Origin of the sequence: Bacillus sp. PSXD-155, assembly GCF_049310765.1 — a bacterium.
In the GTDB taxonomy this organism is placed as follows: domain Bacteria; phylum Bacillota; class Bacilli; order Bacillales; family Bacillaceae_G; genus Bacillus_A; species Bacillus_A cereus.
Map to the genome: position 1 here is coordinate 174,572 of NZ_JBMOWC010000008.1, position 12,744 is coordinate 187,315.

Here is a 12,744-nt window from a genome sequence, read left to right on the forward strand (position 1 = left end):
AGGTTATCTAAGGAGGGACACACCAACATGGCGAAGCAACTGCCAGATATCGGCGATTACAAATATGGTTTCAAAGACAAAGACGTTTCGATTTTCCGTGCTGGACGCGGTTTAACAAAAGAGATCGTTGAAGAGATTTCACGTATGAAAGAAGAACCACAGTGGATGTTAGACTTCCGTTTAAAATCACTGGATAAGTTCTATGAAATGCCAATGCCACAATGGGGCGGCGACTTAAACGACTTAGATTTCGATGAAATTACGTACTACGTAAAACCATCTGAGAAATCTGAGAAGTCTTGGGATGAAGTACCTGATGAAATTAAAGCAACATTTGATAAATTAGGTATTCCAGAAGCTGAGCAAAAATATTTAGCTGGTGTATCTGCACAGTACGAATCTGAAGTTGTATACCACAACATGAAAGAAGACCTAGAAGCTCTAGGAATCGTCTTCAAAGATACAGATAGCGCATTAAAAGAGAACGAAGATATTTTCCGTGAGCATTTCGGAAAAGTAATTCCACCAACAGACAACAAATTCTCTGCATTAAACTCTGCAGTTTGGTCTGGTGGATCATTCATCTACGTTCCAAAAGGTATTAAAGTTGATACACCACTTCAAGCGTATTTCCGTATTAACTCTGAAAATATGGGACAATTCGAGCGTACGCTTATCATCGTAGACGAAGGCGCACACGTACACTACGTAGAAGGTTGTACAGCACCTGTTTACACTACTAACTCACTTCACAGTGCGGTAGTAGAAATCATCATTAAAAAAGATGCGTATTGCCGTTATACAACAATCCAAAACTGGGCGAACAACGTATACAACCTAGTTACAAAACGTGCGGTTTGTGAAGAAAACGCAACGATGGAATGGATTGATGGTAACATCGGTTCTAAATTAACGATGAAATACCCAGCAGTTATCTTAAAAGGCGAAGGCGCTCGTGGTTTAACATTATCAATCGCGATTGCTGGTAAAGGCCAACACCAAGATGCTGGTGCGAAAATGATTCACTTAGCACCAAACACGTCTTCAACAATCGTTTCTAAATCGATTGCGAAGCATGGTGGTAAAGTAACTTACCGTGGTATCGTACACTTCGGACCAAAAGCGAAAAACTCTCGCTCTAACATCGAGTGTGACACGTTAATCATGGATAACCAATCTACATCTGATACAATTCCTTACAACGAAATCAAAAACGATTACGTTTCACTTGAGCACGAAGCGAAAGTATCGAAAGTATCAGAAGAACAATTATTCTACCTAATGAGCCGCGGTATTTCTGAGCAAGAAGCTACAGAAATGATCGTAATGGGCTTCATCGAGCCATTCACTCGCGAACTTCCAATGGAATACGCAGTTGAAATGAACCGTCTAATCAAGTTTGAGATGGAAGGTTCTATTGGTTAATAGATAAAGTAGAAGCGCCCTGCTGTGCAGGGCGCTTTTTTGTTTTGCGGATTTGTCTTGGCTTGGGAGAGGATACCCGGGTGGGTGTTCAGCTAAATATATCAACGATTTTTCAAATATATCGATCATAAATGGGAATATATCAACGTTTCGACAAGGAATATCGATTTGTCGACAAGATAAGACAAAAGAAAATCCTCACATACCCCAAACATTTTATAAGAACAGAGAACGACTAGGTTTAAGACAAAGATACTGACAAATCCACTTGAACAACCACTCACTGAATTCTCTATTAAACTTTTTGACAAATCCACCCCTCCCTCCACTATCTGGAATTCTTTCCTGCATTAGCAAAAGTTTCTCATATGAAAAGGACAATCTTTTGCTTTTTCTCACAATGCGAGTACAATGTAAAATAGCAAGAAAAGACGAAAAGTATTTACAGGATTATTGTGTGCGCATAGCGTAAATGGCAGTAAGGAACTGAGAGGAGGTTTTTTCTCTGAATACAAATAAAGAAACAATCATCCACCTTTATCATACAAACGATATACATAGTCATTTTGAAAATTGGCCGCAAATTTCTCGGTTTGTTCTAGGGGAGAAAAAGCGAAGACAGGAAGCGGGAGAGACTGTTTTGACGGTTGATATCGGTGATCATGTGGATCGTTTTCATAGTATTTCGGAAGCGACAAATGGCCTTGGGAATACGAAGCTTTTAAATGAGGCGTTATATGATTATGTAACGATCGGAAATAATGAAGGCATTACGTTAGCGAAGGAGCATTTGAATCGTCTATATGATGATGCTGGATTTGAGGTGCTCGTTGCGAATTTATTTGAAAAAGAAGGGGTACGTCCAGCGTGGGCGAAGCCTTATAAATTACATACGACGACAGATGGGATTATCATTGCTTTTATCGGATTAACGGTAGCTTATCCAGAGTTTTATCATATGCTCGATTGGCATATTGAAGATCCGCTTATCCATTTAGAGTCTATTTTAGAAGAAGTGAAAGATGAGGCGCATATTACCGTTGTCCTATCTCACCTTGGAAAAAGTATGGATGAGTATATGGCAGAGCATTATGATATAGATGTTATTTTAGGTGCACATACGCATCATTTATTTGAGCGTGGTGTTCTACTGAACAATACTTTACTTTGCTGTTGTGAAAAGTGGGGACGTTACGTTGGCCACGTTCAGCTTACTGTGGATAAAGAGACGAAGAAGTTGTTGGAAAAGGACGGTAGAGCGATTAAGACGGAACGGTTAGGTGCTTATAGCGATCCGTTATCCACAATTGAAATACTGCAGGAAGAAAGTAAGCATATAATGGCAGAGCCTGTCGTTCATTTAAAAGAGTCATTACCGGTTGATTGGTTTCAGGAGACGCCGTTTTCTCATATGTTAGCAAGTGCGCTGAAAACATGGTGCGATGCAGAGATTGGCATGGTGAACGCCGGTGTACTTCTTGAAGGGCTAGAAGAGGGTGTTGTAACGCGCGGAGATATTCACAGAATTTGTCCACATCCAATTAATCCGTGTGCTTTGAAAGTTCCAGGAAAGATATTAAGAGAAGTTATTTTGAAAGCACGTAAACCGAACATGGAGAATCTTGAGGTGAAAGGATTCGGATTTCGGGGGAAAGTGATGGGGAAAATGATTTATGCTGGTGTAGAAGTCATTCCAGATACGATTCCTGGCAATAAAATTTTATTAGAAGATGTATTGATTAACGGCGAATCGCTGGAGTTAGACCGTATATATACGGTAGGAACAATCGATATGTTTACGTTTGGATACTTATACCCAGAGCTATCCACACTTTCTGGCAAACAATATTATATGCCAGAACTACTTAGAGATGTGTTAACGGATATGTTAATAACTCATACAACTTCCGTTAAACTATAGGCTAGTTAACTTGTAACACTCATTTTTCTCTTGTCATACAGATAAGAAAGAGAGGAGTGTGAACTATGGTTAATGTGGAGCCAATTATAATTGATAATTATACGTTTATTGCGGTTAGCGTGAAACTTCCAAAGACGAATTTGCTAGCTGTAATGAGCGATAAAGGATATATTATGTGTGGTGCATTAGATGTAGGTCTTTTAAATGAGAAATTAGGTGATCGAGGAATTATTGCTGGCCGTGCGGTTGGTGTAAGAACGATTGAACAACTTCTTGAAGCGCCACTAGAATCGGTAACGACTGGAGCTGAAGCGTTAGGCATTCCAGTAGGAACGATTGGAAAAGAAGCATTATTAAAAATGAGATAAGCATATATCGTCCCTCCTTCTTGCATAGAAATGATATAAGAAGGAGGTTTTTTTATGAGTATATTTCGCTCGAAAAACTCGCGGTTTCGAAGGGGACCTATTGCCTTTCGGTATATACTGCTTATGTCGTTTATTCTTTTTGTTATATTACTTACGCAAGGGTTGTGGATTGTGAATAATAGTATTCAGCCGACCTTAATTAAATATGGGGAAGTAGAGACACATAAAATGGCGACAGCAATTATGACGAAGGCGGTAAAGGATAGAATTAATGAAGGATTCGATGTCGATTCATTAATGAAAGTACAGAATGATAAAAACGGAAAAGTATCCACAATTAATTTAAATACGAAGCAAGTAAATGAAATCGTAACGTCAACGACCACGTACATAGAAAAATATTTGCAACAAGTAGAACAAGGGAAGTTGAAGGAGCTAGGTATTTCTGAAAAAAACGGGGCGACTATGGCAGTTCCTTTTGGGCGTGTAACTGATAATACACTTCTTGGTAATATAGGACCAGATATTCCGATTCATTTCACGCCAATTGGGCATGTGAATACAGATATTAAACAAAAAATTGAGCCGCATGGAATTAATACTACAGCGATTCAAATTGTTATGGAAATGGAAGTAACATTGCAAGTAATTATTCCATTTCATACGAAAGAGATAACTGTGAAACAAAATGTTCCGATTGCGACGCGTATCGTTCAAGGGGAAGTGCCTACGTATTATGGAAGCGGAAGTGTTGCTGTACCTGATAAAAAGAAAACAGATAGTTAGTTGCATATAAAGTAAAGCTCGGCTGAGCCGGGCTTTTACTGGATAAAAAATAACCGTAGCAATGCAGCTACGGTTATCTTTTTGTATTTGCTCGTTCTTTGCGTTCCCAAAGGCTTAAATGCATGTATGGATCGAAGGCCCATTCTGTATAGCCATTGTCTTTATATATGCCAAAATGTAAGTGGGGTGGGAATTTTCCGGCTGTACCAGGAGGTCCATAACCAGTGCTACCAACAAATCCAATTACTTTTCCTGGCTCAACAATTTGTCCAAGCTGTATTTCTTTTGAGAACCCGCCTAAATGAGCGTAATAATGGTAATTATTATGAAGGTCACGAATACCAATGCGCCATCCACCAAGGCGGTTCCAGCCTTTTGTTTCAATAATGCCATAGCAAGTCGATCTTACTGGCACGCCATATCCGGCGAAAATATCGGTTCCTTCATGAATTCGTCTTCCGCCAAAACTTCTTCCAGCGCCGAAAGTACTACGGTAGCTATGGTCACTACGAATCGGAAGAGGAAAAGCATTTCCTTCTAAATTAATACGTCCATAATGTTTATAAATTTGGGCGTACTCGCTAATTAAATCAACTGTTTTTGCACGTCTATAATATTCCCAAAGCATAATTTTAATACGGTCTTCTGACGTTCCTTGTTTCCTTAAAATAGTCGCTGCAGTATGCAGAAGATCACGGTCGCTATTTGCATTTGCAAATCCATCTTTGTCACCATCTAAACCTATTCCGCCAAATAGAGAAATTGTATGGGGGAGAGTATCGTTACTATTAACAGGTCCAGCCCATATTTCTGGTTTGAAATAAAGGGAAATGATGGCATCTGGTTTTTTTGGAATATCTTTTCTTACGCTCCGTATATTTCTTTCATATTGATCCATTGCAGCTAAGTAATACCATGGAATGCCTGAAGATTGCTCGGTTTCTTTATATAGTGCCATGCGCTTTTCGTATATGCTTTGCTGATTATCTTCACCGTAAGCGATGTTTTGGTGTAGAAGAAAACAAATAGAAAGCAAAAGAGAAATTTTTCGAAGCATGAAATAGACTCCTTTCACAACATCACTCTTTTTAGTGTGGGATATACGGAGTATTTCATTATAGGGAACGATTGGAAAAAATCTTAGAATCTTCATTTGAGCAAATCGCTTTCATACGTTAGAATAGATATGTTACATTGAAAGAAGCGAACACGGTAAACTATTTCATATTGTGCGGAGTTGATAACCATGACAAAACAAACAGAATATAAGCGCAAGCCCGAATGGTTGAAAATTAAGTTAAACACGAATGAAAACTATACAGGCTTAAAGAAAATGATGCGTTCTAAGAATCTTCATACCGTTTGTGAAGAGGCAAAATGTCCGAATATTCATGAATGCTGGGCTGTAAGAAAAACAGCAACATTTATGATTTTAGGTGCGGTTTGTACACGTGCTTGTCGTTTTTGTGCGGTTAAAACAGGCTTACCAACTGAGCTTGATTTACAAGAACCAGAACGCGTAGCAGATTCAGTAGTACAAATGGGCTTAAAGCACGTTGTTATAACAGCGGTTGCACGTGATGATTTAAAGGACGGCGGAGCAGCTGTTTTTGCTGAAACAGTACGAGCAGTACGTCGTAAAAACCCATTCACGTCTATCGAAGTATTACCATCTGATATGGCTGGGGTAGAAGAAAACTTAAAAATGTTAATGGATGCAAAACCAGATATTTTAAACCATAACATTGAAACAGTACGTCGATTATCTAACCGAGTTCGCGCTAGAGCAAAGTATGACCGTTCATTAGAGTTTTTACGTCGAGCAAAAGAAATGCAGCCTGATATTCCAACTAAATCGAGCATTATGGTCGGCTTAGGTGAAACAAGAGAAGATTTAATTGAAGCAATGGATGACTTACGTGCAAACAATGTGGATATTTTAACTCTTGGACAATATTTACAACCATCTAAGAAGCATTTACCAGTTATTAAATATTATCCACCAGCAGAATTTGCAGAGCTTAAAGAAATTGCACTTAGCAAAGGATTTAGCCACTGTGAAGCTGGCCCACTTGTGCGTTCTTCTTACCATGCGGACGAGCAAGTACGTTCTGCAAAAGAAAAAACAGCAGAAGCTAAATAATGAAAAAAGAGAGCTAACGATCAGCTCTCTTTTTGTTTGTACTCTAAAACGGTATTTGTACATGTTAATAAAATCTTTTTTAATTCTTCTGTGGATAATTCAATTGTAAATTCAGGTACACCAGGTGTAATTAAAATTTTATCGTACGTATAAATAGCGTTATCCACAATAATTGTTACATCGTGTGAATATCCGAAAGGAGCCACACATCCCGGCGTACAACCAGTTTTGTCTCGCAGTTCATCAGGAGAACAGAGAGATAAGCGTTCTCCTGTTAGTTCTTTCATCTCTCCCCGGTTGAGCCTTGTGCCCTCTAACGTAAAAAATACGTAATAATCTCCAGACTTTGATTTTAAAAATAAGCTTTTACTTGGAGTGCCTTGTAAGCCAAGTCTCTCGCGTACGATCCGATCCGTCTCATAATCGAGTACTGGTTCGTGTTCGAATTTTTCATAAGAAACATTTGTTTTATGTAGTAAAGCAAGTACGTCTTCGTACATATGAAATGATACCCCTTTCTATTGTTAGAACAGTCTCTTCTCGTGGCGTCAACTGAATGTTTTGGAAAGGGATATTACTTGGACGATGCTTCCCATAAGCGTGTTATGATACATTGTTCGTCGATTGTAATTTCGTAAATATCAGGATTCGTTAAAGTTCTCCATTCATTAAAGCCAATCGTATGATCAAAATGCTTTAAAATGAGCGTAAGTAAATTGCCATGTGTAACAAGTAGTGTTGTCGTATGGTTTAATTGTAAAACGTCTTGAATAAGCGATATGGCACGGTCTGTTGCTTGTTTTGTTGACTCTCCGCCTGAAAAGGCAATATCTATATTCGTAAAAGTGGATTCTAGTTTTTGCATCCAATCATCCATTGGAACGTTGCTCAATATGCGTTCAGTTAATCGTTCATCTTCTTGGATAGATAAGTTAGCTTGGAGTGCATAGGGCCGAATGGAATCGATAGCTCGGACAAATGGGCTTGAAATAATATGATCGATTTGTAGAGTATTTTCTAAGAGGAATGTAGCAAGGGTATTTGCTTGGTCTTTTCCATCGGTCGTTAATTCAGCATCACATTCTTGCCCAGTTGCTGAACAATGTCGTATTAAAATAATTTTCTTCATAATTCATCCCCATCTTTCAAGTTGACGCTATATACTTCGACAAATGTGGAAATAATTCCTTTTTATTGGAAACAGCATATGGATTTAAATATGTGGAAAAGTAATGTGGATAATAAAAAATTGAGGTGCAATGATGAAAAAAATGATATGTATCGTATTCATTATTTGTTTTCTTGCGCAATTGTCCACAACATATGCAGAATCCAACCGAAAACTAAATTATCCAAGCAATCAAAATAAGTCATTTGTGAGTGGGGATGTTTTTTATAAACAGTTAGATAAGAAAATTTATAAAGAGTACAAAAATGCAGCATATAGTGTTCGTAAAAAAATTTCATTTAAAGAAGTGGCTGATGAGGAACTTTCTTTCCTGCAAAAAACAGCTGTCGGTTGTCGAAGTAGAGTGGTGCTTCAAGATTTTTTTGTTCACCCTGATCGCCAAGTTTATTTTTTCGCTTCTTTTACTCAAAATGAAGTAGAAGCGTTTCATAAGTACATCGTTATAGATGCAGAAACAAAGAGGGAGCTGCAAGAGGGCAAAAGTTATCATCCATATAAAAAATAAACCACCAATTTTGGTGGTTTATTTTTTACTCCGGTACACTCATTAATTTCTCTTTCATTTTGCGAATAAGAACGACAGCGCCAATTGTACACAGAAGTGTAATTCCTTCGGCAACGAAGATGTTGATTGTTTTTGTTTGGTAAAGTGCCGCGAAAAAGTCTACAAATGCGTGGAATAGTATAGCGTATACTAGGAAGATGTATTTCTTCTGTTTTACTGCGTATAAAACAAGCATTGTAAAGGCGATTTGAAGCACGAGTGCCATAATTCTTTCTAAGCTACCAAGGAAGTATAAGTAGGCAGGTTGCTGAATTAACATGTCCTGTAAAATACTGAGCTCGGGTTTTTGTTCAATCAGTCGAGAGAAGCTACCATCGTTAATAGAATTAGCAAAAATTAATGCTTGTAATGCAGAAAAACCGCCAATTAAAATAGATTCAATTCCGCCGTGACCAATTCCATAAGCGAAGCCATCTTTATATTCTAGATATTTTTTTAGTAAGAAGAAGAAGGCAACGAAGCGTCCTAATTCTTCAAAAATACCAGCAGTCAATCCGCCATAAATTGCGAAGACAAACGGATTTTCTAAAAATGGAGCGATTGTTGGATTACCGCGCATAAATAGGTGGAATGGTGTTTCAAGAATTTGGGTGAATCCGATAAAGATAAGAACACCAACGCCGACTACTTTCCAATTAATATTATATTTTTTACGGAAATAAACGAGTACGATAATTGGGACCAGAATCGAGACAATGAGTTGAAAAATGATGCTGGCAATTACAGTATTTGAAACCATACTTTCACCGCTTTCTAATATATGTACATATCTATTATGCATGAAATAGGGGAGAGATGAAACTTTTAGAAAGAAAATGAATTTACTTATTGACTCTAACGTTGCGTCATACTTTATCGTATGTACTAAGGGGGAGATACAAATGACAATGAGAGTAAAAGAAGTAGCTGATTTAGTTGGAATTAGTGTGCGCACACTGCATCATTACGATGAAATTGGGTTGTTAACCCCAGACGAGACGACAGAGTCTGGATATCGTCTGTATTCCAATGAGAATTTAGAGACATTGCAGCAAATTTTGTTTTTTAAAGAGCTTGGCTTCCCTTTGAAGAAAATTAAAGAGATTATCATGAGTCCATCATTTGATCGCGAAGAGGCACTACAGCTTCATAAGAAGATGCTTCTTGAAAAGCGTGCCAGATTAGATAAGGTGATTGCGACGATTGATAAAACAATTCAGCATACAAAAGGAGAGATTGAAATGACGAATAAAGAGAAATTTGAAGGATTCGATTTCAGCCATAACCCATATGAAGAAGAAGCACGTGAAAAATGGGGAGATGCAGCTGTAGATAAAGCGAACGAATATGCAAAAGGTATGTCAAAAGAGAACCAAGAGGAGTTTAATGCTATTTATAGAAATTTAGCAACGCTTAGACACGATGCACCAGATTCTAAAGAGGCGCAGGCAGCTATCAAAGTATGGTACGATTACTTGCAAAACTTTAGTCACTATTCATTAGACGCTTTTAAGGGACTCGGTCAAATGTACGTCGCTGATGAGCGCTTCACGAAAAATATCGATAAGTTTGGCGAGGGGTTAGCGCAGTTTATGTGTGATGCGATGGAGATTTATGCGGATCGTAATAAAAAATAAAAAGTAAAACAGGTGGAGGTTCTCTCCACCTGTTTTACTTTTTAATCATATTATTTAAAGTCTGATCCCCCGTATTGTTCAAATGAGGATTTTTACTCATTTCACGTTTTAGCATATCGAGGCTTTGCGTATATTCTGTATCATTTAATGCGCCAGATTGAAGACCTTGAATTTGGGAAATCAACTTTTGGTCTGTTGATACATATGCTTTATAATAGCGAGGGACGATGGACAAAGCAGCTCTATATACTTGATCCGCTACGAGTTTTGGATCCGTTGTGTTTGCACGATATACAACGAACACTTCATCATCGGTAACGAGTGTAGCAGCGTTTGTAACGTCAGGAAGTTTGACTGTCATGCTTGTAATCATTTCAGCGACTTTCTCGCGATTAATGGCCCCTACTTGTTTGTTAGATACTTCATGCTTTTGTTTAGAAGAATAACCGACTCTTGTGAGTCTTGTATTTGTATTTTCCGTATGATACATGTCGTTTTTATTGGAAACAAGAACACGGCTTCCTTCTTCACGTTCCATTTCAGCTTTGTTCGCTGATTGGCAGCCTGCAAATAAGGAAAGAGTGAGAAGGGAAAGTAAAATTTGTTTTTTCACGATGTATCACCTCCTTCTCCATAGCATGTACTAATTTGCAATTTTTTGTATTTGAAATTGTTGGTTGTTATGCTTTGTGATACGATAAAAAGAAGAATGCTTAGAGAGGAAGTTAATGATGGAGCAAAAGCAAGAGCAAGAGATTCATGCTACGGTGAGCATTAATAATGTTCAGTACGAAGTAATTAAAAACTTTCGTGACGGTTTTAGTGAAGAAGCATTTAAAGAGCGCTATGCAGAAATTTTAAATAAATATGATTATATCGTTGGAGACTGGGGATATGAGCAACTTAGACTGCGAGGATTCTTTGATGATAGTAACCAACGTGCGACATATGATACGAAAATTAGTACGTTAACGGAGTATTTATACGAGTACTGTAACTTCGGTTGTGCACACTTCGTATTACGAAAAGTGAAGAAATAAAAAAATCCTCTTACAATTGTAAGAGGATTTTTTCATAGCAGTTATACCAATTGTGAGGAGGCTGTTTACTTGAAAAGTAAACAGCACCTCGGCAAATATAATGATTCTTTTCATACAAACGTAATGAAACAGGATTGCCAGTGAAAGCATCTAATCGTATGCCGGTATAGTTTTTTCGTTTCGCTTCACTTTCCAAAAAGGATAAAAGTACTTTGCTATATCCTTTTCCTTGGGCGAAAGGATGGATGACGAAAGAGTGGACGATAAGAAAACATCCATCTGTTTCTGACCAATCAATAAGCGCGTATTCGGGAGATTGCCATTCGTTCAATACAACAGCACCAACAAGCGAATCATGCTCAAATAGGCAATAGAGTTCACCTTGTTCTAAGTGATAGGAAATATGTTCTCGAGTCGGATATGAATCATCCCATTGATAAATTTTCTTTTGTAAGAGTGCTTTTTTACATTCTGTATACATTGCATCTAATTCGTCTAATAAATTCATCGTACCTTTTCTCACATTTAGCATGAAACTCCCCCTTATAAACAAATTGAAATAGAATCGCCTTCAGAAAGTATTGCATTTGGTTTCATTTGTTGTCCATTTAATTGAATATCCCCATTTTTAATTTTATCCACAATGCGTGTACGGCTCCAGTCGGAAATATATGTGGATAAGGCTTTATCAATGCGGTGGGAACCGAAAATGAGGTCTAATACGATCGTGATTTCAGCTACTCCACTTTCTTTATGTTGCGTAATAGAAATAGTAGTACTTGTTTCCGTTTGATCTTGCTGAGTCATATCGATCGTTTCAACGTGATCAGTAAATGATTTATAAATACGCAGTTTTTGATTCCACGTATGATCTTTCGGACATTTATAAATGGCAAAGCGGTATATATTTTTTCCATTGGCGTTATGCCTACGAATATTCGTATCAGTAAATAGGGTAGTACGTCCGCAATTTTTACAATATTTTTCGATTGTGTGTTGCTGATTTTCATATAAACTCCAAGAAAGTTGTACTTTCTGCATTTTCCTTCACCTCTTATAGTAGTGGCAAAGAAACGTAATACAGCTATTTGGATGTCTTGTAGTATGAAGACATGAGAAAAAGACAAAAATAAAAGGAGGTTCCCCAAAGAGGAACCTCCGTAAACATCATACTACAGATGCAATACGTTCCTTTGTAATGGGAATGGGCAGACTACTCCCTTGAAAAAGCGTGGTGCTTTTTTGAGAGTAATGCTATCCAATTGCTGGTCCATTACAAAGTAAATGTTGGCATACGTAGATAACGTCCTTTCTATCCAAATAGATTTATTCTTCATTATAACATATAATACTGAAAATTCAAAATAATAAAGGCGGAAAAACACCAGCTAAAATAGCTGGTGCATACGATAAATTATATAAGTTCAAATAAAAATGAGCGTAATTCTTCTGCAATTTCTTCAGTCATAGAAAATGCGTGCTCTAAGTAGCCTGGTTCGTTTAAATCGTCAGCACCGATAATTGCAAATTTATTACTTTGCATATCAAGTACAATTGTTTTACCGTAATGACGATCGGAGTATAAAAGCGCTAAATCATGACGCTCATTTTCTCCCATAAAGCTAACGAAACGAGTTTTTGTAGCGACAGTGTCGTCGTACAGAAAGAAACGTTCTTCCATACACATGGCT

General features: G+C 37.7%; 16 protein-coding genes. 8 read left to right on the forward strand and 8 right to left on the reverse strand.

Annotated features, from left to right (window positions below; genetic code table 11):
• The first annotated feature begins 27 nt into the window (after window positions 1-27).
• The 4 genes from sufB to yunB all read left to right on the forward strand — a co-directional run bounded on the left by sufB (window position 28) and on the right by yunB (window position 4,500).
• The gene (gene sufB, locus ACO6VI_RS12045; protein WP_001118824.1) at window positions 28-1,425 is read left to right on the forward strand and encodes a Fe-S cluster assembly protein SufB; all 1,398 of its coding nucleotides are present in this window, start codon (window positions 28-30) and stop codon (window positions 1,423-1,425) included.
• 529 nt (window positions 1,426-1,954) lie between these two features.
• Entirely contained in the window at window positions 1,955-3,346 is a 1,392-nt protein-coding gene (locus ACO6VI_RS12050) for a bifunctional metallophosphatase/5'-nucleotidase (protein ID WP_088020161.1), read from the forward strand.
• 65 nt (window positions 3,347-3,411) lie between these two features.
• Window positions 3,412-3,714: a YunC family protein gene (locus tag ACO6VI_RS12055; protein WP_000248467.1), complete on the forward strand. Its 303-nt coding sequence runs from the start codon at window positions 3,412-3,414 to the stop codon at window positions 3,712-3,714.
• Between the two features lie 54 nt (window positions 3,715-3,768).
• Window positions 3,769-4,500 carry a sporulation protein YunB gene (gene yunB / locus ACO6VI_RS12060; RefSeq protein ID WP_000021808.1) on the forward strand — a complete coding sequence of 244 codons (732 nt, stop codon included), beginning with the start codon at window positions 3,769-3,771 and terminating at the stop codon, window positions 4,498-4,500.
• 73 nt (window positions 4,501-4,573) lie between these two features.
• Here yunB and ACO6VI_RS12065 read toward each other — a convergent pair whose 3' ends face one another.
• Complete coding sequence (locus ACO6VI_RS12065) at window positions 4,574-5,557, reverse strand: M23 family metallopeptidase (RefSeq protein WP_000944681.1); 984 nt, start codon at window positions 5,555-5,557, stop codon at window positions 4,574-4,576.
• 189 nt (window positions 5,558-5,746) lie between these two features.
• Between ACO6VI_RS12065 and lipA the strand changes: the two genes are divergently transcribed.
• Window positions 5,747-6,643 (forward strand): lipoyl synthase, encoded by an 897-nt coding sequence (gene lipA, locus ACO6VI_RS12070; protein WP_000166367.1) that lies wholly within the window; start codon window positions 5,747-5,749, stop codon window positions 6,641-6,643.
• Window positions 6,644-6,663: 20 nt separating this feature from the next.
• Here the strand turns inward: lipA and ACO6VI_RS12075 are convergent, their stop codons facing one another.
• Both ACO6VI_RS12075 and ACO6VI_RS12080 read right to left on the reverse strand, forming a co-directional pair.
• A complete protein-coding gene (locus ACO6VI_RS12075; protein WP_000272748.1) occupies window positions 6,664-7,143 on the reverse strand; it encodes a YbaK/EbsC family protein in 480 nt (159 codons plus the stop codon).
• Window positions 7,144-7,217: 74 nt separating this feature from the next.
• Window positions 7,218-7,772 (reverse strand): histidine phosphatase family protein, encoded by a 555-nt coding sequence (locus ACO6VI_RS12080; protein WP_000720575.1) that lies wholly within the window; start codon window positions 7,770-7,772, stop codon window positions 7,218-7,220.
• A 133-nt stretch (window positions 7,773-7,905) separates the two neighbouring features.
• Between ACO6VI_RS12080 and ACO6VI_RS12085 the strand changes: the two genes are divergently transcribed.
• Window positions 7,906-8,337 carry a hypothetical protein gene (locus ACO6VI_RS12085; protein ID WP_161520112.1) on the forward strand — a complete coding sequence of 144 codons (432 nt, stop codon included), beginning with the start codon at window positions 7,906-7,908 and terminating at the stop codon, window positions 8,335-8,337.
• Window positions 8,338-8,362: 25 nt separating this feature from the next.
• Here the strand turns inward: ACO6VI_RS12085 and ACO6VI_RS12090 are convergent, their stop codons facing one another.
• Window positions 8,363-9,178 carry a YhfC family intramembrane metalloprotease gene (locus ACO6VI_RS12090; protein ID WP_002094186.1) on the reverse strand — a complete coding sequence of 272 codons (816 nt, stop codon included), beginning with the start codon at window positions 9,176-9,178 and terminating at the stop codon, window positions 8,363-8,365.
• A 100-nt stretch (window positions 9,179-9,278) separates the two neighbouring features.
• Between ACO6VI_RS12090 and ACO6VI_RS12095 the strand changes: the two genes are divergently transcribed.
• The gene (locus tag ACO6VI_RS12095) at window positions 9,279-10,013 is read left to right on the forward strand and encodes a MerR family transcriptional regulator (protein ID WP_000178777.1); all 735 of its coding nucleotides are present in this window, start codon (window positions 9,279-9,281) and stop codon (window positions 10,011-10,013) included.
• Between the two features lie 34 nt (window positions 10,014-10,047).
• On the opposite strand, the gene ACO6VI_RS12100 is transcribed toward ACO6VI_RS12095, so the two are convergent.
• Window positions 10,048-10,626, reverse strand: coding sequence for a YhcN/YlaJ family sporulation lipoprotein (locus ACO6VI_RS12100; RefSeq protein ID WP_000744133.1), 579 nt, complete (start codon window positions 10,624-10,626; stop codon window positions 10,048-10,050).
• A 115-nt stretch (window positions 10,627-10,741) separates the two neighbouring features.
• Here ACO6VI_RS12100 and ACO6VI_RS12105 point away from each other — a divergent pair, with 115 nt between their 5' ends.
• Complete coding sequence (locus tag ACO6VI_RS12105) at window positions 10,742-11,053, forward strand: YutD family protein (RefSeq protein ID WP_000970508.1); 312 nt, start codon at window positions 10,742-10,744, stop codon at window positions 11,051-11,053.
• Window positions 11,054-11,063: 10 nt separating this feature from the next.
• On the opposite strand, the gene ACO6VI_RS12110 is transcribed toward ACO6VI_RS12105, so the two are convergent.
• The 3 genes from ACO6VI_RS12110 to ACO6VI_RS12120 form a co-directional block, all read right to left on the reverse strand.
• Entirely contained in the window at window positions 11,064-11,585 is a 522-nt protein-coding gene (locus ACO6VI_RS12110; protein ID WP_063548943.1) for a GNAT family N-acetyltransferase, read from the reverse strand.
• Between the two features lie 11 nt (window positions 11,586-11,596).
• Window positions 11,597-12,094, reverse strand: coding sequence for a hypothetical protein (locus ACO6VI_RS12115; RefSeq protein ID WP_023523341.1), 498 nt, complete (start codon window positions 12,092-12,094; stop codon window positions 11,597-11,599).
• 373 nt (window positions 12,095-12,467) lie between these two features.
• Window positions 12,468-12,734, reverse strand: a complete 267-nt coding sequence (locus ACO6VI_RS12120) for a DUF3055 domain-containing protein (RefSeq protein ID WP_000392611.1) — start codon at window positions 12,732-12,734, stop codon at window positions 12,468-12,470.
• Between the last annotated feature and the right edge of the window lie 10 nt (window positions 12,735-12,744).